The 21,092-nt window shown below is 64.9% G+C and carries 17 protein-coding genes; 7 read left to right on the forward strand and 10 right to left on the reverse strand.

The features are described from left to right. From VGN72_12335 to VGN72_12345, 3 genes are all read right to left on the reverse strand, one after another. Positions 1 to 426, reverse strand: a 426-nt coding sequence (locus VGN72_12335; protein HEV7300148.1) for a recombinase family protein, incomplete at its 3' end; no start/stop codon positions are given. Continuing rightward, positions 423 to 890, reverse strand: coding sequence for a DUF2924 domain-containing protein (locus VGN72_12340; GenBank protein ID HEV7300149.1), 468 nt, complete (start codon positions 888 to 890; stop codon positions 423 to 425). The genes VGN72_12335 and VGN72_12340, both read right to left, overlap by 4 nt. A gap of 432 nt (positions 891 to 1,322) precedes the next feature. After that, entirely contained in the window at positions 1,323 to 2,525 is a 1,203-nt protein-coding gene (locus VGN72_12345; GenBank protein HEV7300150.1) for a substrate-binding domain-containing protein, read from the reverse strand. A 170-nt stretch (positions 2,526 to 2,695) separates the two neighbouring features. On the opposite strand from VGN72_12345, the gene VGN72_12350 reads away from it, so the two are divergent. The 4 genes from VGN72_12350 to VGN72_12365 all read left to right on the forward strand — a co-directional run bounded on the left by VGN72_12350 (position 2,696) and on the right by VGN72_12365 (position 7,922). After that, the gene (locus tag VGN72_12350; protein ID HEV7300151.1) at positions 2,696 to 3,526 is read left to right on the forward strand and encodes a PEP-CTERM sorting domain-containing protein; all 831 of its coding nucleotides are present in this window, start codon (positions 2,696 to 2,698) and stop codon (positions 3,524 to 3,526) included. A gap of 106 nt (positions 3,527 to 3,632) precedes the next feature. Then, positions 3,633 to 4,529 carry a DUF1559 domain-containing protein gene (locus VGN72_12355; protein HEV7300152.1) on the forward strand — a complete coding sequence of 299 codons (897 nt, stop codon included), beginning with the start codon at positions 3,633 to 3,635 and terminating at the stop codon, positions 4,527 to 4,529. A 400-nt stretch (positions 4,530 to 4,929) separates the two neighbouring features. Beyond that, complete coding sequence (locus VGN72_12360; GenBank protein ID HEV7300153.1) at positions 4,930 to 6,138, forward strand: PEP-CTERM sorting domain-containing protein; 1,209 nt, start codon at positions 4,930 to 4,932, stop codon at positions 6,136 to 6,138. Between the two features lie 227 nt (positions 6,139 to 6,365). Beyond that, on the forward strand, positions 6,366 to 7,922 hold the full coding sequence (locus tag VGN72_12365; protein HEV7300154.1) for an ankyrin repeat domain-containing protein: 1,557 nt from the start codon (positions 6,366 to 6,368) through the stop codon (positions 7,920 to 7,922). Between the two features lie 601 nt (positions 7,923 to 8,523). Here the strand turns inward: VGN72_12365 and VGN72_12370 are convergent. From VGN72_12370 to VGN72_12380, 3 genes are all read right to left on the reverse strand, one after another. Next, on the reverse strand, positions 8,524 to 12,918 hold the full coding sequence (locus VGN72_12370; GenBank protein ID HEV7300155.1) for a malectin domain-containing carbohydrate-binding protein: 4,395 nt from the start codon (positions 12,916 to 12,918) through the stop codon (positions 8,524 to 8,526). A gap of 67 nt (positions 12,919 to 12,985) precedes the next feature. After that, positions 12,986 to 13,804, reverse strand: a complete 819-nt coding sequence (locus VGN72_12375) for a prepilin-type N-terminal cleavage/methylation domain-containing protein (protein ID HEV7300156.1) — start codon at positions 13,802 to 13,804, stop codon at positions 12,986 to 12,988. Positions 13,805 to 13,936: 132 nt separating this feature from the next. Next, entirely contained in the window at positions 13,937 to 15,022 is a 1,086-nt protein-coding gene (locus VGN72_12380) for a LacI family DNA-binding transcriptional regulator (protein HEV7300157.1), read from the reverse strand. A gap of 450 nt (positions 15,023 to 15,472) precedes the next feature. Here VGN72_12380 and VGN72_12385 point away from each other — a divergent pair, with 450 nt between their 5' ends. After that, positions 15,473 to 16,528: a glycoside hydrolase family protein gene (locus VGN72_12385; GenBank protein HEV7300158.1), complete on the forward strand. Its 1,056-nt coding sequence runs from the start codon at positions 15,473 to 15,475 to the stop codon at positions 16,526 to 16,528. Between the two features lie 28 nt (positions 16,529 to 16,556). Here VGN72_12385 and VGN72_12390 read toward each other — a convergent pair whose 3' ends face one another. The 3 genes from VGN72_12390 to VGN72_12400 form a co-directional block, all read right to left on the reverse strand. Then, positions 16,557 to 17,486, reverse strand: coding sequence for a PEP-CTERM sorting domain-containing protein (locus VGN72_12390; protein HEV7300159.1), 930 nt, complete (start codon positions 17,484 to 17,486; stop codon positions 16,557 to 16,559). Positions 17,487 to 17,576: 90 nt separating this feature from the next. Continuing rightward, on the reverse strand, positions 17,577 to 18,344 hold the full coding sequence (locus VGN72_12395; GenBank protein ID HEV7300160.1) for a PEP-CTERM sorting domain-containing protein: 768 nt from the start codon (positions 18,342 to 18,344) through the stop codon (positions 17,577 to 17,579). A 194-nt stretch (positions 18,345 to 18,538) separates the two neighbouring features. Beyond that, a complete protein-coding gene (locus VGN72_12400; protein HEV7300161.1) occupies positions 18,539 to 19,636 on the reverse strand; it encodes a LacI family DNA-binding transcriptional regulator in 1,098 nt (365 codons plus the stop codon). Between the two features lie 410 nt (positions 19,637 to 20,046). Between VGN72_12400 and VGN72_12405 the strand changes: the two genes are divergently transcribed. After that, positions 20,047 to 20,220, forward strand: coding sequence for a hypothetical protein (locus tag VGN72_12405; protein ID HEV7300162.1), 174 nt, complete (start codon positions 20,047 to 20,049; stop codon positions 20,218 to 20,220). Positions 20,221 to 20,317: 97 nt separating this feature from the next. Continuing rightward, a complete protein-coding gene (locus VGN72_12410) occupies positions 20,318 to 20,788 on the forward strand; it encodes a helix-turn-helix transcriptional regulator (protein HEV7300163.1) in 471 nt (156 codons plus the stop codon). A 114-nt stretch (positions 20,789 to 20,902) separates the two neighbouring features. On the opposite strand, the gene VGN72_12415 is transcribed toward VGN72_12410, so the two are convergent. Then, positions 20,903 to 21,092, reverse strand: a 190-nt coding sequence (locus tag VGN72_12415; protein ID HEV7300164.1) for a hypothetical protein, incomplete at its 5' end; no start/stop codon positions are given.

The raw sequence follows: 21,092 nt of genomic DNA on the forward strand, positions 1-21,092 counted from the left end.
GGCGAAGGAGAGCAGGACGTTGAGCGTCAGCCGGCCCATGCTGTGGGTCGTGTTGAAGTGCTGCGTCACGCTGACGAAGGCGACCTTGTGCCGGTCGAACACCTCCATGAGCTTGGCGAAGTCGAGGAGGGATCGGCTGAGACGGTCGACCTTGTAGACGACCACGCAGTCGACGAGCCCCGCCTCGATGTCCTTCATCAGCCGCTGGACCGCCGGCCGTTCGAGGTTGCCGCCGGTGAACCCGCCGTCGTCGTAGCGGTCGGGCAGGCAGACCCAGCCCTCGGCCCGCTGGCTGGCGACGTACGCTTCTGCACTCTCCCGCTGGGCGTCGAGCGTGTTGAACGCCTGCTGCAGCCCTTCCTCGGTGCTCTTGCGGGTGTAGATGGCGCAGCGGATGGTCTTCTTCGGTTCTTGTGTCTTTCTCATTTGCTGTTCCCTTCGTTGTTGAGGAGGTTGAAGAACCCGTAGCCGTTCCAGTGGCTGCCGGTCACGGCCTTGGCCACGGCGCTGAGGCTGCGGTAAACGGTGCCGTTCCACTCGAAGCCCTTCGGGAGCACGGTTACCTGGATCAGCCGGCCCTGGTACTGGCGTGTCAGCACCGCCCCGGGCATCGGCAGGGCCGGGAGCGTCACCGTCTGGCTCACGGCGGGCGTCCGCGGCACGGTTGTGCGAAGGTCGGCGTCGCGGGCGATCTCGGCCGCCCTGTTGCGGGCCCGCTCGCTCAGGCCCCCCTCCGCCAGCGACTGCACCCGCCAGCCGATCCGCTTGATCAGGTAGTCCTTGTTGCCGCTGCGGGACGGCTCGGCGAACACCTCTGCGTACTTCTGCCGCAGCTGCGTGGGGCTCAGATGCTGGAGGGCCGCCAGTTCGGCCTTCACGTTGCTACTCATGCGTAACTCCTTTGCTCTCGTTCGTGTTAACCACGCAGTCCATGTGTCCATGAGCCGGGCGACACATCAAGTCGGAACCCGAGTGGAAAGGTGGCGGAAGATTGGAGTGGCAGTCCGGGCCGAGGGTGTGATGGCGGTGCAGGCGCAGCACGCCGCGGGCGAGGATCGCGGCCACCTCCATAAGGCGGTCCTCCACGCTCATGTAGGACGGGTCGGTCGGGTCGAGGTACGCAGCCATCGGCGCACCTTCAGTAGGAGGCGATGCCCGCAACGACCTTCCCTTTGAGACGGGTGAGCTGCCTGGCAACAGATTGGTGGGACCAACGCGAGGTCCCCTACCTGTTAACTACCGGGTTGGGGGGAGGAAGGGGTGGGGAAAGGTGAAAGTAGAAACGGAAACGTGTTTGAGCAACGCAACGCGTTGCACACGCGTTAGTGGCGGGATTGAAAAGTGCGACGGTAGCTTGTGGGGGTGGTGCCCAAGGCGGCGCGGAACAGCTCGGCCAAGCGTTCGGCATTGGCGACGCCGCTGCGCTTGGCGACGCCGGAAATCGGCAAGTCGGTGTTTGCCAGCAGGTCGCGTGCCCGCTCCAGCCGCACCCTGCGAATCTCGTCATGCGGCGTGCGACCCAGCACCGCGACGAACTTCTGCTCCAGACTGCGTCGTGACATAGGCACCTGCTGCAGGACGTCGGAAACGCGGATCGGCCGGACTGCGTTCGCACGCAGCCACCGCACGGCGGCTACTAAGTCTGGGTCGTCCAGCGCGAGTACGTCGCTGGACGCCCGCGCCATTACCCCGACCGGCGGCAGCAGCACTGACCCAGCCGGCGGGGGCCCGCCTGCCATCAGCCGATCGAGCAGTGCAGCGGCCTCAAACCCGATCCGTTCGGTGGGCAGCGCGATGCTGGTCAGCGGTGGCCGAGCGTACGGGCAGAGCAGTTCGTCGTTATCGACCCCGACGATGGCCAACTGTTCCGGCACCCGAACGCCAGCCTGCGTCGCCGAGTCCAGCAAGCGCAGCGCCCGCTCGTCGTTGGCCGCGAAGACGCCGCAGGGCTTGGGCAGGTCCCCCGCCCATCGCTTCAGCAGCTTGTTTCCACCGGCCCACGTCGGCAACTCGATCCACGGCTCAGCGGGCGTGGTTTCGGCCGAACGGTACCGACGGTAGTCCAGCACGTCGCATTCGAACCCCGCGGCACGCACTGCCGCGACGAACGCCGCCTGCCGTTCGTCGCTGTACGCCTCACCGGGAAACCCCAGGAACGCGAAGTGCCGCAGGCCACGGTCGATCAGGTGCTCGGCCGCCAGCCGTGCGATCGCCTGCTCGTCAACGCCGACCTTCGGAATGCTACATCCCGCGATCGCGTTGCCCGTATCCACCGCGGGACACCCGATCGCTCGGACCGCCTCCATCATCTCCCGGCGGAAGATCAGCGCGACGACGCCATCGATCGGCAGTTGCGCGATGATGTCGCGGACGTTGGACGGCACCGGGTCGGTCCCGACGTACACCCACGGCAGCCGCCGAGCCTGCACGTAGCGCTGCAGGCCCAGCAGCACGCCATGTTGGTAACCCACCATGCGCTCGAACAACAGCAATACCCGCCTTGGAGAGGGCTCAATCGTTGTCATGTCAACAGTTTAACACGCGACGCCACGCGCTTGCGCGATTTCGTAGAAGTTCTGCGCAAAGACGCAGATGGCGTGATGTAATCTTTGTCCGTCGCCCACAGATAGGTTCCGTGGACGGCGGTGGCTCACATCAAAAATGCATCCCGCGACGATCGCGGGCGGAGGAACGAATGGCAGTGTCAAAGCTGAAGGTTAACCGTTGGGGTTCGACGGCGTGCGGGCTTGTCGTGCTGGCGCTGGCGCCCGCGGCGGCGCGGGCGGCGCTGGTCGCCAGCGACATGGCGTCCAACCCCACCTACAGCGTTGGGCAGGCGTACAACGGTCTGAACGGTGGGACCGGCTTCCAGCCGTGGTCGACGATTCCGACCGTCAATTACGGGTCCAACAACGGCGCGCCGGTCAACGGTCCATCCGATGCCGGCAACTCGCTGGGCGCCACCGCGTTCAGCCTCTACGCGTTCAACAACAACGGCGACAACGGATCCGCATTCGCGACCCGCGCGTTCACGGACAACTCTGGCACTGGTGCCGGGGCGCTCGACGCGGGGCAGACGTTCTCGTTCGACTTCGACAACCGCCTCATCGCCACCGGTAGCACCGTCGGCTTTGAACTGACCGACGCGACTGGCGCCGCCGGCTTCCGGTTCGACTTCCTCGGCGGTGGCGACGATTACCGCACCACCGATGCCGCGGGCACGACCGAGCTGACCGGGTTCGGGTACACCGGCAGTGGCCTACGGTTGTCGGTCACGCTAACGGGTGCCGACACCTACTCGTTCACCGCCACGAAGCTCAACGGAGGTCAGAGCGTAACCACCGTCGGCACACTGGCGGAAAACGCTGGGTTGGATCGAGTGCTGGTCTTCAACCGTCAGGGTGGTGACCAGAGCGACCTGAACTTCACGAACCTCGCGGTGACCACCGCCGTGCCGGAACCCGGCACGATGGCGATTGCCGCGGTGGCGGCCGGTGGGTTGCTTGCTCGCCGTCGGCCTCGCTAAGGCCGGGCGCTGGGCGGGACCGGGCAGGGCGCGTGGGCGACACGCGCCCCTGTCCGGCGCAAGTCGCTGCCGCCCGCACGCATCGCAGCCAACCGGGAGTATTGTTATGGCTACCCTTCGGCCGCATCGGCACGCGTTCACCCTCGTCGAGTTGCTCGTCGTGATCGGCATCATCGCGCTGCTGATCAGCATGTTGCTTCCCGCATTGCAGAAGGTGCGTGAGCAGGCATCGCTCGTGCAATGCATGAGCAACCTGCGGCAGACGGGCCTGGTCCTGCGAATCTACGCCGGCGACCACAAGGACTTCCCCTATTACACGTACCCCGGCGCGCCCGATCCCGCGCAGCGGCAGCACCCTGCGTTCCCCGTCTGGGGCGGGTCGTGGTCGGGCACCATGAACCGGCTGGAGGTGCTGCCGCTGCTTCGGAACCTTCGATACCTCGGGTCGTACGAGGTCGCGTTCTGCCCCAAAGCGTGGGCGCAAAAGAACTTCAGTTGGACGCCAAATTCGACCGGCGGATTGGACCAGTTCACGATGGACGGTGGTGCGGGCGGCTGGGAGATCAACTATGCGTGGCAACCGAAGCACTCCAATGGTGGCGCGGTGAATGGCGCGCATCAAAGCGCCGGCGAGTACATGTACCTCGGCCCCGGCACCGCGGGCACCTGGTGGAACTGGGAGGCCGTTTCGCCGCGACTGTCTCAGGAGTTCGGCAATCGCTCGCCCTTCCCCGCCGACCGCATCGCCGAATGGACCGGCGTCCACGCGAACGGCCGGGTCACGATCTGGGGTGGTAGCAGTCACGTTATTGCCCCGACGTACAGTGGGAAACGCGTGCCGTTGATGGGCGAGGGCGCCGTCTGTCCGGCCAACGGCAGCGAACCGTCCGCCGGCCCGCACAAGTCCAAGCCGCGCCCGTCCATGTCGTGGTCCCAAGAAGGTGGCGAGTTGAACTACTTGTTCACAGACGGTTCGGTCGTCACCTACCCGTACAACTTCTGATCTTCGCAGCTCGCGCACGCCTTCGCCCGGGCGTCGATCGTTGCGTGCGTCTGCCAGGTCACGTCCTTTCCGATTATGACCCGGGCGCGCGTGTCTCACGGACTACGAGTGCTGAGTACCAGCCGTCGCAACGGGTCGCTCGGGCCTCAACACGCTCCTGCCCCCTCCCGGCCGAGACGGTACGATGGCGGGCGTGGCCGGCCGGTGGGCTCGGGGCAGTTGTTCCGTTAACGGAGGTCCAACTGCCGAACGGCGCGCACCAGCGCCAGTCGGCGGCACAATCGTGACGCGCCCCCCGCGTTCGCACTCGTCCATTTTGGAAAACGGAGGCACGCCTGCAGGGCGATTGTGTTTCCGTGACTCCCCGGTAGAGTTCCACCACCTCGAACTCAGGACGCTTATGTTGCTGCGGGTCTCAGTAGTCGGCTTGCTTGTTCTTGCGCCGCTCGTTCGTGGGGCCGACGCCGCCACGGTGGCGATCGAGGCGCCCGCGGCGCTGCAGTTACAGGTGCTGTTGTACGACGAGCCGGAGGGCGCGTTCGTCCCGGGGGCGCCGGGGACGATCCGCGTCGGGTACAACTCCAACGACGTGGTGTACGACAGCCGCGGGGTGTACGAGTTCTTCCTGCCCACCCTGCCGACCGGCGGGACGTACACGGCGGCCGAGGTCCGGTACGTGGTCGCCAACACGCGCACGGAGACTTACGACATCGGGACCGAGGTCCTCGTCTACGGGTCACAGTTGCAGTTCTCGCCCTACGCCGGCAACGGGCGGTACGACGAGAGCGACGGGTACGAGTTCGGCGACAGCGCGTTAAGCGACGAGATCGTGACGACCGGGCCGCGCAGCACCGCGCTGAACGTCGGCCGCGTCAACGCGCTGTCGTCCGGCGGCACGACGTGGCTGGGGATCAACGCGGCGCAGGCGGATGAGAAGATCACGTACCACACCGACCTGTCCCGCGGCGGCGGCGCGGCAGGGGCGGCGCCGAGCATCGTCTACACCGCGAGCGTGCCCGACAGCGGCACGCTCATCACCCGGCCGCTGTTCGACCGGCTCGCCAGCACCACCGGCGGCACCGCCGGACCGTTCAGCGGGTCCGAGGAGGATTCCGAGATCAGCACCGTCGAGCTCGGCAACGTGCTGCGCCGCGGCGTGCAGGAGTACAGCTTGGCCGGACTGCCCGACGGTGCGACGGTCACCGGCGCGACGCTGACGCTGAACGTGACCGGCTCGACCGGTGCCGACGGCCTGTACGCCGAGCCACGCATCTACGGCTACGTCGGCAACGGCGTCTTCAACTCTGCCGACGCGCTGACGACCAATGCCACGTTGCTAGGGACGGGCACGACGGTCGACCGGTTCGGTGAGTACCTGATCACCCTCGACCCCGCCGCCCTGCAGGACCTGCTGGCCGTCGGCGACACGATCGGCCTGATCGTCCGCAGTTCGTCGGATAGCAGCATCTTCCGGTACGCCACCCTTGAGGGGGGCGACGGCGCAGCGTTGAGCGTCGCCTACGCGGCGGTCCCCGAGCCAACCACGGTCGCCCTCCTCCTGCCCGCGGCCACGATGCTGCTGCGCCGACGTCGCACGCAGACGGCGTAACGCCGAGCCGGAGTTCACTTGAGCGAGCGGAGCACGACTTCGCCCAACCGCGCGACAGGCGGGGGCTGACCAGCTGGCGCCGCAGAACGCGCGGTCGTCTCCCCACTGCCCCTCCCGGCCGAGACGATAAGATGGCGAGGTGCTGGCGCGGGCTAGGCCGGTGAATGCTGGTCCGTTATCCTGCATGTTGCGATGCACGGTCAAGCGCTCCCCAACGGTTCGTCAAGATGTCCGACAACGACGCCGTCCATCCTGATGCATCCCCACCACCGATCGGCCAAGCCGAGCTGCGCCACATGATCAGCCGCGGCGACCCTGCAGAAGTCGGAGCCGCGATCGAGGCCGGCGCCGACGTGACCTATAAGGCCGGCCATGGGTACGATGCACTATTGGACGCAGTCTACGGCCGAGAAGTCGGCCGCGACCCGCGGCTGCTCGAGCTGCTGTCGTTACTCGTCGCCAGCGGTGTCGACCTCTCAGGCATCAGTTCCTACGGTGAATCAGCGTTGCGCGTGCTATCGCGGATTGGCCGCTTCGACGCGGTCGCGCTGCTTTTGGATGCTGGGGCGGACGCAGGCCACCTCGGTTGGAAGCCGCTCATGGAGGCTGTAGCGCTTGGGTCGCTCTCTGACGTTCGGGCCCTTCTTGAACAGGGAGCACCCCGGGAGGATCGCGACTGGTGGTCACGCACGCCATGGTTGATCGCGCTGCTGACCGGCGACGCGGCCAAGGCACAGTTGCTGCTCGATTGCGGGGCAGACTTCTCGGCGATCGGCCGCTGCGGTCAACCGCCGTTGTTCTACGCGATCGCCCGGCACGACCCGGCGATGCTGCGTTGGCTCTTGGACCGGGGAGCGGACGTCCACCGGACAAACGAGTTCGGCACGACCGCGCTGATCGAGGCAGTCGAACAGGACGACCTTGAATGCGTTGACGTCCTGTTGCAAGCCGGTGCCGACGTCGCGGTCGACGCTGGCACCGGCACGGCCCTCTACAACGCCACGTCCCGCGAGGTCATCGTGCGCCTGCTCGCGGCGGGCGCCGATCCGACCGACCTGCCGCACGCGGGTCAGCGAGCCCTTCTTGGCTTGCCACCCATCAATGGTGAGGTTTTAGCGACCGCGTCGTCCGATGACGTCCGACGAGCGCCGACGCGACGCTTTGGTACCGGCAATCCCGAACGGATGGACTACGCGTTCTGGCAGGCAATGCTACGCAGCGGGACCTACGCCTACGAGACGCGTCGTCGCTTTCCCGCAGCGTGCGGTGACATGAGCGATCCGGTCTGGTGTGCGCAGCGGTTCGGCCAGTCGTTCACGCTGCTGCCCGACGGGCGGGCGATCCAGATCGGCGGCGAACACGAGGACCACTACGACCCGGACTTCTGCATCTACAACGATTTGTTCGTCCACGACCGCGACGGTTCGATCTCGATCTACGGCTACCCGGAGTCCGCGTTCCCGCCGACCGACTTCCATACGGCCACGTTGGTCGGCGATTCGATCTACGTGATCGGGCGCCTCGGGTACGCCGGCACCAGAGGGTATGGCGAGACGCCGGTCTACCGGCTCGACGTGCAGACGATGCGACTGGAACGAGTGGAGGCTGGCGGCGAGGCGCCCGGCTGGATTTACCGGCATCGCGCGACGCTGGTGGGCCCGGGCTCGATCCGGGTCTGGAGCGGCACGACCATCTCGCGGATCGCAAACGACGAAGTGCACGAGAGGAACCAAAACGTGTTCGTGCTCGACCTCGACAGGCTCATGTGGACGCAGGAATATTAGGCCGAACGCGTCTGGCGATGATCCCTCAGGCGCGATTCCGAACTGGGTTAGCCGCGCTCCCCCGATCCCGACACGGTTGTTAACTGGCAGCCAGAAATAGAGTCGAGAGTCCGAGAGTTCTCAGGTGCGGAACGCTAAGACGGTCGGACGTGACGGTAGAGCCACGCTCTCTCCCCTTCTCGGCCGAGAGCGCCAAGGAGGAAAACCCGCAACTTCAGTCCGAAAACGAGCGAACCCCGTTAACTGGGTTAGCGGGGTTCGTCGCAAACTTCTATAACGCCTTGCCAGATAAGAAGTTATGAAGCTCCCCGTGCCTAACCCTCTTCGAACTTTCTCTGGTATGAGAACAGCGTTTTCAGATGACGATCGTGGATGAGGCTGCACATTTCCTTACCGCCGGTAGCATGCCGCTGAGGGCAATTTGTTAGCATTCCGCGCTCATGCACGTCCTCCAAGCACCGCTCAAACTCTGCGTAGTGGCCTTCCAACTCTAACAACGTCATCTCGCCAGCCGCGTGGTTCCGCACGTCGTAGGCGAGGCCGCTGGTAGCGACGCGGGGACGACGGGGCATCAGGCCACGGTACTCAATGCCGAGGAATGCTATCGACCGCCACGGTCTGATCGCTTCACTGATAACCCGTTCGCCACGGCGTCGCCGCCGAACTCGAGTTGTAGCGTGCCTCCGTCGACGCTAACGGTCGGCTTTTTTAGCACGAACGCCCGGAACTGGCCGCCGGCCTGTTTGAAGATGTCGATCTTGTCAGGCGAACCCGCCCCGACCTTCACCTCGAACGGGCGAACGCCGGCGGCATCGTTCGGCGCGTATGTCTCGGCGAAGTGAACTGAGACGTCATATTCACCATCCGGCAGCGGCACGGCGTAGGTGAACTTGTCGCCGTAGATCTCGCTGAGGTAGACCTGCGGCGCTGTCGTATTTCCGATCGCGTGCGCCAGGCGATTCACCACGGTGCCACCGCTGCGGCCGTACGCCTTGTCGCTGATGCGTTCTTGGTCTGAAAGCCAGACGTTGCCTTCGCCGTCGCGATACTCCGAAGCGGCGCCAAAGTTGATCCGCGCGGTCCCCCCACCTTGCAGCGTGTGGAGCAGCTTCCGCTGATTCACCATCGCCTTGCTGAGCACGTCGGACGAGGCGATGCGCATCCCAATTTCCCAGCTACCCATCAGCCGGTGAAGCGCGGGCCCGTCATTCGCTGCGATCGCATCCCGCAATGCCGTGACGTGCGGTGGCTCAAGCAGCTCGTTGGTAACTGCGTCGTTCAAGGCCGCCTCGGCCCGCTGAACCAACTGGGCCAGCACGTCGTCGGTCACTGCGAAGTCGCATCGGATGGAATCGGGATCGCCACCGGTGACGAAGAGGACGCGCATCTCGTTTGCTGGCAGGTCCAGTCCAAAGCTTCGGACTGCACCATCCGTGCTAACCGTCAGCCGCCGGTCCATCACCTTGTCGTCCACGCTCGTGGCATCGGATAGCACCACGCCCTGAACCGGATACGGCGTGTTGTTGATCAGCCGCAGCCAATGCCCGCCGGCCGCGGGCGCGATCTGCGCGGTAATGCCGCGGGCGCGGTCTTCGGCCAGTGGCTCGAAGTCGACCTTTGGGGTCGCGTAAAGCGCCTTGGCAAAGCGACGGTGCTGCGGGCCGAAGCTCATCTCCAGGTTCTGGTCGATCCAGCCGAAGATGACCGTATCGACGGGGGCATGAGCAAACACGTCGACGAAGTCATCCATCGCGTTATCTTCGATGCCCCGGGCAATGAAGACGCCGCGCGCCGTGGTCGACCAGATCCACCGGTCGGCCGCGCCGGCCGGGCAGTCCATCTCGTCCAGCGCGCCCGACACGGTAAACGCGCCCGCCTTGCGAACGGCGGCATGGGTACCGGAATTCAACATCGGCCCGCGACGGTTGATGAAGTTGCTGCCGGGCTGCGGGCTCTGCCAGCCGGGCGTGGTGAAGCCCGGGACCATCCGGATGCCGCTGTCGGGCGGGTACGCATCAAGGTCCACCTCGAACTGGTAGTACAGGTCCTCCGCGTCCGAATCGCGCTGGGCCCGCGTGGACTCGACCGTGTCGAACGGGTTCTGGTCCACCCGCGTGCTGCGCGGCGCCACCAGCAGCTTCCACGACGGCGAATCCTTCGTGATGATGTCGCGAACGTCCGTCAGCGCCTGCTCCATCTTCTCGGCGCGCCACTTCATCCAGGCGCCCTTGTGCTGGCCCATGAGCGCGTCGTAGCGCTTGCCGAACCGCTTGGGGTCGTGCGGGTCGATGTCCAGCTTGATGCCCCGTTCCCTCTCGAACATCGAGACCGTGTAGTCGTCGTAGCCGATGTCGGTGTTCACCTGGTTGCGGAACAGCGACCGGTTGAACCCCGGCATCCACCAGAAGCCCGCGGGCATGTAGACGCCGGCGACCGGGCCGACGTCCTTGTAGCGGTCGTGGATCTCGCCGATCACGCCGTGGAAGTACTTCTGGACCGTGGGGTGCAGGAAGTTGGCGCTGCCCCACGTGCGCGTCGAGATCGAGCGCCCGTGCTTGTCGGCCAGTTGCAGCGTCGGCTCGCCGAGCCACGCGCGCCGGTCGCTGGTGGTGTCGACGCCGTCGACGGCGTAGGCGGGGTCGTACGTGTACTCGAAGCCGAGGTAGACCTTGATGCCATTGTGGGCGTACATCTTGATGCCCAACGCCATCGCGTCGAAGTCTTGGTTGGCGATGTACTCCGACGGGCGCGACAGCGGCACGTGCGGCTCGCTGTACATGTAGGCGCCTTCCACCGTCATGTTCTGGCCCTGGAAGCGCAGCCACCGGATCTTGCGCTCGAAGATGCGGTACCAGTGGTACCACGCGTCGCGGTGGCCGTTCAGCGGGATCGGCGGCGCGGCCTCGATCGGGTTCTCCGACCCAAGCGAACGCGTGTTGACCGTCATCCGTTCCAGGTGATACCCGAACTCGCGCTCGCTCTCGGGGACCTGAAGCGCGGGCAGCCCGCCCTCGATGCGGTAGACGTTGATCTCCGCCGCGGCGGCGCGGTTGAGGTCGAGGCCGTTCATCACGACGACGCCCGCCGCCCCGCCCACGGGGTAGTAGACGTAGCGGATCTTGCGCAGCGTGTTGGTCAGCGGGTAGATCGCGCCGGTCTTGGCGCTGCCGGTGGTGTTCCATCCACCCATGCCCAGCGGGTTGTTCCAGAAGTGCAGCGGGAGCGCCTCCACGACGCCGGAGTAGATCGTCCGCGTCTCGTCATCGGGCACGACGATCTCGACTAGATGCGGCTTGCCGCGCTCCAGCGGTGGCAGGCGATAGCTGAAGTAGTCGCGGTACTGCGGACCGGTCTCCCGGTAGGTCATGCCGTTGGCGGTCCGGACGTGCCCCAGGTTCAGGCGCGGCTTCTTGTTCATGCCCGCGTGGTCGAGGAACTCATCGGGGTCCGGCTCGGCCGTGCAGTCGATGTGGACCACGCGCGTCAGCCGCTTCTCCAGTTCCTGCTCGAACGTCGACAGCGGCAACCGGTCCTGCGCGACGGGTCCGATGATGACCAACTCGTCACGCCGCGTGTCGACCGGCTGGCCCTGCGGATCGAAGAGCGTCCAGATCAACCGGTACGGCCCCACCTTGCGCGTGTTCAGCGCAACGGTGTGCTCGTTGAAGTCCCCGGCCGCTTTGGGCCCGCCGGCCGATGCGGTCTCGACGCGATCCTCGGTGCCCGCGCGGAAGGCCTCCACCTGGACGCGGTGTCCTGCTGGCAGCCCCGCCGGCAGGCGGACGGAGAAGGTGGCCGGTTCGCTGTGATCGAAGAGCGGGTACTGCCGGCCGGCGGGCGAGACGTCGAGCAAACCCATGTGCCGCGGGTCGTACGGGTCGGCGACCTTCGTGTTATCCCACATTCGTCCCATGGGCGGGCCGGCCAGCTTGGCCGCGTCCCACTGGGAATCGTCGAAGTCCGCCTGCATCCAGTTCGGATGTTCCTTCAACGTCGTCTTCCACTCGGTGTCGGCCAGGATGCGCGTGACGCCGCCGTCGCGGGAGATCGCCACGCCCTCAAACAGGATGTTGCGCACCGCATCCTTGGCCCAGAAGTAGTGCTGACGGTGGTAGGCGATCGTGTTTGCGCCGGCCTTCAGGTGCGGCGTCAGGTCGACGTGACGAATGCCGTGGGCCGGATAGACGAAGTTGCCGGAGTCGACCTTCGCGCCGTTGATGTAAAGGTCGTAAACCGACCAGTTGTCGAACGAGACATGAGCGCGCACCGGCTTGTCGGGCAGCGTGAACGTCCTGCGGAAGTAGGTGTTGGCCGACGAGGGAGCCAGCTTCACCTCGTCGATGCGAAGCGTTGCGTCGGGCGTCTTGCACTCGAGCTTGAACCCCTGCAGTTGGCTCAGCGTGGCGGATATGTCGCGCACTTTGCTCACGTCGAGCTCGAACGCCTGCCGTCCCTTTCCCTCGATCTTGAACGGAACGGGCTGGCGATAGGACATGTCGGACGCGATCTGGAAGACCCAGTCGGTCGCCTCGACGTCGTTCTGCTCGACCACGATGCGCAGCCGGTAGACGTCCTTGATGTTCTTGCCCCAGCTGGCCCCCAGCCGAACGCTAGGACGCTCGAGATTGCCGGGGATGCCGCCAAAGCCGAACGAGAAGCCCTTGTCGCCAGTGTGGGCGACGAGCGCGCCGTTCTCGATCTCGTACTTGCCGCTGTGGTAGCCGTGCTCGGCGACGATGTCGCTCGAGAAGTCGGCCGGCTTTCCGTACTCGCTCTCGAAGAAATCCGGGCCCGACCAGACGCGGTCGGCGTCGGTAGTGGCGGCCGGGTGTCCCATGCGCTGGCTGCGCCAGAGGTTCGCCTCTACGGGGTAGACGCCGATGTTGAGATCGGGCTTGGACTTCTCAAGAACCAGTTCAAAGGCCGGGCTGGGCCCCGGCCCGAACAGGGACAGCGACAGTGCGGCAACGGCGGTGGCGAGCGGCAGCTTAAGCATTGGGACAAGAACCCTATCTTCGGTGGAACAGCTGGGAGGCAGTAAGCGGCAAACGACGATGCGGGAGTTAACGATGGTACCCGTACAGGATGTTGACCCACTTGGGCAGCGGATTATAGCCATTGCCGGGAAATAGCTCCGACCGCGCGTGCGAGACGACGTGTCCGTCGACGAACAGGAGGTTCGCGCGGCGCGCGTTCGGATCCCGCCCGCCGTGCCGGTAGTTCGTTCCACCGTTGTAGTAGAACTCCCAGGTATCGCGGTCGTTGGGCCCGTTGGCCGTGGGTCCCATCGAGTCGGCGATCAGCATGCGCTCGCTGGCACGCGAGATGCGCGTGCGCTTCGGGTACAGCACGCGCCACGCCTTGTGCGTGGAGTTATCCGGCACACCGGTGAGGTAGACGACGCGGTAGTTCCAGCCGTAATTCGTGATCGGAACGCCCGTCCGCCTCAGCTCGCCCTCTACCCAGGACGGACAGCGCAACAGCGGCACGTTTTCGGACGCGGCCTTCCAGTAGACATCAGTAAGTTCCGCCTGAACCTTGAGGATGCCCGACTCGCGGAGCAGGCCGGGCCAGTACCATCCGCCGGTGCCGCTGCTGGTGGTGTCGTACGCCGCGACCGCGGGATTACTGAGAAACTGCGCAGCGGGCAACGCGTTGAACTGCCCCTCGTACAGCTTAACGATCAGCCCCAGCTGCCGCAGGTTGCTGGCGCACGCCGCCGCATTCGCCGATTGACGCGCCCGGCCGATAGCGGGCAGCAGCAGGGAAATCAGTACGGCGATGATCCCGATTACGACCAACAGCTCGACCAGCGTAAAGGCCCGGCGGCGTTGGCCGCTCGCCCGACCCGCGATCGGCAGCAAAGGGTTTTGGTTACACATTCTCATGTTGCGGTTCCTCACTCGTTTTGGACCATCGACAAGCGTCGGTGGCGCCACTTCTTCGGGCCGGCCGGGTGGAACGCCGTGCGTGATGCGCGGGTTCCAACTCGCTGCGCCCCTACAATGGCCCGGTCACCCCCGCGGGCAGGGCGCGGTGGAATTTCGGATGACCAGGGTCGTCGGCAAAATGCGTTCGGCCCGCCAGCTGTGCCGCTCGGGCGGGGCCAGGCGAATCGCCTCCAGGGCCAGTTGCACGGCCTGGCGGCCGAGCTGGTCCCAGGGCTGCGCGACGGTCGTCAGCCGCGGATCGCCCCACTCCGCGATCGGCAGGTTTCCGAAACCTACGATCGACAGATCCATCGGCAAGCGCAGGCCGACAGCGCGGGCGATGCGCTGGACGAGCAACGCCTGGGCGTCGTTCATCACGAAAACTCCGGTCGGACGATCCGGCCTCGTGAGGAGCTCGGCGATGTCGCGCTCGGTCTCCTCGTCGGTCGACCCGCCGGGAACCAGAAGGTTCTCGTCCCACTCCAGCCCATATCGATGGATGGCGTCTCGAAACCCCTGGGTGCGGTCGGCCATCGACGTGGTGCTGAGCCGCGCGATGCAACCGATCCGCCGATGACCGAGTTCGGCCAGGTGCTGAACCGCCTGTGCGACGCCGCCCTTATTGTCGGTGTCGACCCGCCCGCCCAGCGGCCCCTTGCATCCCTCCAGGGCCACCACGGGCACGTCGTGCTGAAGCAGTTCCTTCTGGATGTACTCGGTCTTCTGTTGGCCGAGGTGGTGACAGATCATGGCATCGACGCGCTGATTGAGGCACTGCCGCATCGCCTGCTCGAGGCGGTCCGCCTCGCACTCGCCGAACACCTTGATGAAATGCTCGGCGTCGTTGGCCTCGGCCAGGATGCCGCCGAGCATCTTGCCCACGTAATCGTGAATCCCCTGGCCGAGCAGGACGCCGATTACCTGCGTCTTGCCGGTCACCATGGCTCGCGCGATGCCGTTGGACGAGTAGTTCATCTCCCGGGCCGTCGCGTGGACCAAGGTCTGGGTCTTCACGCTGATCTCGGGGTGCCGCTGCAGCGCCATCGAGACCGTGGAGGGCGCGAGGCCGAGCGAGCTGGCGATCGACTTAATGGTGGTCTTGCCCGTCGAACCCGACGACAGCCGCGACCGCACCTGCGGCCGAGCGCGCCCGACGGTAGCTTGCGGCATGATGAGCGGGCGCAACTCCAAACCAACCTCCCGACGTCTGTCGAATGCTTGCTTTCTACAGTGTCTAATCGTTAGGCAACGAGTCATTCATGACCTCGCGACCGATCCTTTTGGCCATTCCTCAAAACAGCCAAAACTGCCCATCTGATTCCTATCAGATCTTCTTCTGATTCGTTTCAGATTACTCCATGTTTTGGGGTTCGGCAAATGGAATTTTCGAATCTAATTTCCGGATTCGCCCGGCCACACCGTCGAATGGTGAAACGGGATCTCCACAGCTCCGTGGCGCCGCGCCCGCTTGACGAACCGCGTGCATGCGTTATCCTGATACGTATCAGGCGCGAGTCCGCGGGACGTGCGTAACGGTCTAACGGGCGGTCAGGTCTAGGTGTCAACGCGCTCTGGCTACGGTCGAACCAGCATCGGGTCTTGTGAAAAAAGGTAACTGAAATGGCAGCGTCTACCCTCTCCAATCCGGTCCGGTCGATTGGTCCATCCCCGTTCATGAGCCGCCTGCAACCGTCGCCGCGGGACGGTGGATTTCGGATGGAAGGGTATTGGGTCTGGTGCGGATCGGTCGTATCAGGGGAGGACGGCCGCTTCCACATGTTCGCGTCCCGGTGGCCCAAGTCTTACGCGTTCAGCCCCCACTGGTTGTTCCATTGCGAGGTGGTACGCGCCTCAAGCGACACGCCCGAGGGTCCGTACACGTTTGAAGAGATCGTCCTGCCTCGCCGTGGACCGGCGTACTTCGACGGCATGAACACCCACAATCCGTCGATCTACTTCTGGGAGGGAACCTACTACCTCTACTACTTCGGCACCACCTACCCCGAAGCGCCGCCGGTCCCCGGTGAAGCGGTGTCCAACGACCGCGCGCTGGCCACGTGGAACCGCAAGCGTATCGGCTTGGCGACCAGCAAGAGCGTGTTCGGCCCGTGGCACCGTTTAGACCGGCCCCTGATGGAACCGCGGGTGGACAAGTGGGACTGCACGATCACCACGAACCCGACCGTCGCCATTCTGGCCGACGGAACGACCTACATGATCTACAAGAGCCGCTGCGGCGACACCGCACCGCTTCGGCTGGGCACCGCGCGGGCGCCCAACCCCGCCGGGCCGTTCGAGCGGCTGACGGACGAACCGCTGTTTCAGTTCGATGATCCGAACATTCAGCTCGAAGACCCGTGCCTCTGGTACGACGGGTCGATGTTCAACGCGCTGGTAAAGGACCATGCTTGCAAGGGCTGCGCCGGCGTGACGGGGGAGTACGGCGCGGGGGTACACGTCATCAGTGAGGACTGCGTTCACTGGGAGGTCGTCGGCAAGGCGTACAGTCGCCAGGTGCGGTGGGACGATGGCACCACCACCATTCAGGCCAACCTGGAGCGTGCCAATCTCCTGATGCAGGGCGGCAAGCCAACTCACCTGTTCTGCGCGACCGGCAAGGGGGACAGGCCCTGGCAATTCACCACGACGTGGAACATGTGCCTGCCGCTCATCTGAGGAGCTTAGCTAATCAAATTTGAGCCCCTCAACCGCAGCGCTTCGTGCGACGGGTCAAGGCCGCTGCGGCGCCCATCGCGATGAGTGCGATCGACGTAGGCTCGGGGACCGACGCCAACGGCAGGGCATCCGCCACGGCGGCCAGCTGGTTCCACGTGGACTGGCTGACGTTCGCCCAACCGCTGGCGCTGCTCCAGCTGATGTCGGTCACGTCCTCGCTGTAGATCGTGCGGTAGAGCACCATGCTCGCCAGCAGGTAGCCGCTGCTGCTGGCATGGTAGTCGTCGCTGCCGTAGAGCAACCCGTCCGAGAAGTCCATCGCCTCGAACGCATCGCCCACCGTTGCGATGCGCGCCGAACCAGGGCCGGCCGAGTCGTTGATGCCATCGGCGGCGATCCGGTAGTTCGTGCGCACCTCCTGCTGCATGGCGGCGGGATTCGCGAATTCGGTCGGGTAATACGAGTGATTGGGCGACCGCGCCCACGTCTGGTAGAGGACCGACCGAACGCCCGCCCCCCGGCCCGAGGCGTGGTTCTTCACCGCGTTGTGCAACGTCAGCGCGTCGCCGATAAAGTCGGCTGGCCCCACGGGACCACCAGGCGCCCCCATGTGAGTGGCTTCGGTGCTGTACCCTTGCTGGATTACAAAGTTCCAAGTCTTCCCTGAGATTGAGGCGTGGTTGACGTTGTTGGCCGGAAAATTGGCGACTTGGCCGATGTGGTAGTCCAGATCGGCGCCACCCAAGAGGTCGGCGATGATGTTCGGCGCGGCATGTCCATCGGCCGCAGCCAGCTGCCCGACCTTGTTCGGCACGACTTGTGTCCCACCGCCCTGCGAGAAGCTGTTGCCAAAAAACAACAGGTTCAGCGGCACCTCGGCCGCCAGCGCGTTCGATGTACCCCCGATGGCCGACAGAGCAAGAACACACCGTAATACGAACAAACGGGGGCGCAACATGTATTGGCCTCTGGAGTGAAACTCGGAGCGAAAAAGCCGGCGGTGACCGATGAAGGCCACCGCCGGGGCAGGTTGTCCGTGAGTGACAGATTACTTGCGTCGACGCGCGAGCATCGCCAGCCCGCCCATCGCCAGCAGCGTGGCGGTCGCCGGCTCGGGAACCGTCGCCTGAGGGACGATCTCGAGGACGCCAAGGTAGGTGAAGCGGTTGCTGTTGTTGTTGTCATTGCCCGGGCTGACGGTTAATGCAATGACGCCGTTCAAGTCGGCGACGACGTCACCACTGGCAAAGGTGTTTCCAGCAGTGTTACTTGCCGTCTGATACTCGACGTTGACCGGAGCCCCGGCACCCTGGAAGGAGTACAGCACTTCCCGATTGTCCGTCACGCCATTGCGGGCCGCAAAGCCGAAGAAGTTGTAAACCTCGCCCGCTTGAAGGCCTGAAAGCGTAAGCGTGACGTTTCCAGTGGGGTGGGCGAATGAGGCACTAGAAATCGTGTAACCGAACAGGCTGTCCTGAGTCGCAGTAGTGGCATATCCACGAGCCAACGCATTGCCGGCCGTGGGGTTCAGACCGTTGATATTCTGGCTATCGAAACCCCTGTTTAGATTGTTTCCACCCGTCGCGGTGTTGGAGATCTTCAGATCGATGCCCGAATCTGTTTGATCGGTGTTGATCAGCGACAGGGCCGGGGTCGCGCCGTATGGCTGGTTCGTAGTTGCGTTGCCACTGTTATGGACGTTGTTCCAGTATCGAACCGGACCGGTCAGTTCCTCGCTGGCCGTCTGAGTATCCTGGTGCCCAAAGTCGATCAAGACGACCGCTTCTGCCGACGCGGTCATTGCCAATACGGCCAAACCCACAATCGCACGCGTACCACTTACGAGCATGTTCTCTCCCTGTTCCGATGACGGAGGTGAATGAAGCGGACAAGTACCTCAAAGCTCAGACCCGCCGTTTTGTCTGATACGTATCAGAATACACCGAAACGTAGTTCCGTCAAATCTTTGTCTCCAGTTTTTCGGAAACATTGAGCGCGGCCGCAGGGTGTTTATCGCGTTGACCCCGAGGGAGCGGGAACGGTCGCCGTCGATTCGCGGATCGCCAGCTTTGTCGGTAAAATTCGCTCGGCACGCCAGTTAGGGCGATCTGCGTCGTCGACGTTAACGCCCTCCAGCACAAGCCGCACCGCTTCTTCGCCGATTCGTTCGAACGGCTGGACGACGGTCGTCAACGCCGGTGTGGTGAGCTTGGCAAACTCGAGGTCGGCATACCCGACCACCGACAGGTCGTGCGGGATACGTAATCCAAGCCGCGCCGCGACCCGGAGGACGACCATTGCGATGTAGTCGGTAACGCAGAAGACGGCCGTCGGACGGTCGGGCCGCGACAGCAACGCCTCCGCTGCGGCCGCCGCACTGACGGGGTTGAAGCCGCCGCGCGCGACGAGCCATTCTTCGGCATCCAGCCCCATCTCGCGCACGGCCGTGCGGTAGCCCTGCTCGCGCTCGATGGCCGAGACGACGTTGGGGCCGGCCATGAAACCGATGCGCCGGTGGCCCAGTTCGGCCAGGTGGCGCATCGCGTCGATCGCCCCGCCGACGTTGTCGTTGTCCACCCGTCCACCGATGCTCGTCGTGCAGCCCTCCATCGCCACGATCGGGATGTTGCGCGCCCGCAGCACCGCCTCGGCCTCCCGGAGCTTCTCGGGCCCCAGGCAATGCAGGATCATCCCGTCGACGCGGTGTTCGATGCACTGCCGCAGCGGCTGTTGGATGTCCCCGGTGCCGCACAGGCGGAAGATCTTGATCAGGTAACCCGCATTGTTGGCCTCGGCCAACGCGCCGCTCAGCATCAGGCCGACGTGCTCGAAGATCTCGTATCCCAGCAGCAGCCCGAGCACGTGCGTCCGCCCCGTCACCATCGCGCGAGCGATCGCGTTGCCGGAATATCCCAGTCGGTCGGCCGTCTCCAGGACCAAGTCCTGAGTTTGGACGCTGATCTCCGGATGCCGGCGCAGGGCCATCGACACGGTCGATTGCGCCAAACCGAGCACATCGGCGATCGACTTGGTCGTCGCCTTGGGGGTCGGCTTCGTCGACCGCGCGGGTGCGTCTTGGGCAGGTGGCAGATCGGACCGCTGCGGCACCGGGGAATCCTTCTGTTAACGCATCGTCTAGTTTACAAGGTCGTCGTCTAGATGATCGAGTTTGGCACCGCTGATCATCGCGGCAACGGCGAACGTGCGACTGGCTGCTTCCGCGACAACTTATGCTAGAGCAGACAGCCTGCAGGGGCAAACGCGACCGGGCGGATTCACCGAAACCTCGCTCGCGGTGTGGGCAATGGTAGCCGCCATCCCAAGCGTCGCTTCTCTGGATGCAACCTGAGCCGTACCAACGGATGGTGCGCCACCGCCTTATCGCGGCCCGAAGCTCGTGCACGTGCGAGACGACAACAGCCGCTGGGCCGGCGACGCCGAGAGCCCCAAGGTCATTCGCCAGGGCGACGATTAATGACTGTTTATCTGGCTTGTGCTGACCGGCTACGAGGTGACCCGTGTGTTCTGGTCCGCCGGTCGCGCTCATTTCCCCCGATGAGAATCTGGTCACGGAATTGGCCGCCCGCGCCGCTGAGGTGCTCAATATGGGGAACGCGGGATGGGCCATCTCCAACACGGGCTGGAACCGCAACGGGCTGTCTACGGCCGAACTCGTCTGCGAGCGATCGTGATGCCCGCGGCGTTGGTAGAACACGGTTTTCCACGCTTTAGAACAGGCTATACGCGTTCCGCTGCGTACGACGGGCCACGCCGTGATCATGCCATTTCATGGGCGAGAAGTGCCGATGCCGCAGTTCCGCCGACGAGGTCGACGCATGCCAATTGGTCAACGATCCGGAGCTCACCCACGCGCTGCAGGTGATGCGCACCGCCGAGGGCATGCGCATCACCGTCGGCGAATTGGCCGATGGGTTATCGATGACCCGCCGCACGCTCGAGCGCCGTTTTCGTGACCTCGTCGGGACCTCCCCGGCGAGCGAGCAGCGCCGCCTGCGCATCGAGCGCGCGTGCGTGCTCCTGACCGAGGGTGGCCTGCCAATCCAGGCAATCGCCCGCGAGCTGGGCTTCGCGTACGCCAACCACTTCAGCACCGCCTTCATCGCGACGATGAGGATCTCCCCTACCACGTATCGCGCCGCGCGCGCGACGGCCCTGATGCAGTATTTCGGCAATCGAGCCATCGACACTCCACGCCTGCCCCACACGTGCGTTCGGCGGCCGTATCGGCGGCGTCGGTGATTCCGATAAGCGCCGTACGCGCGTTCCAAAATGATTGTCGTCCACGTCGCGCAACGGCTGCTGCCTCATATGATCCCTACGCCACCCGTCCGTCCTCCAGCTCCGCCAGCACTATCACAGCGGCCAACGTCGGTCGCGCTCGTCCACAGCGGTACTGGCCGGCAACCGGTCGACCGGGATGTACACCATCTCCAGCCGGTCGCGCGGGATCGCCGCCGCAGGACGCCCGGCCCGGATGGGCCGGATGCGGATCGCGTCGGCCGTCACTTGGTCCACCATGCCAAACCACCCGCCGCCGCCGATC

The organism is Tepidisphaeraceae bacterium, assembly GCA_035998445.1.
GTDB lineage: Bacteria > Planctomycetota > Phycisphaerae > Tepidisphaerales > Tepidisphaeraceae > DASYHQ01.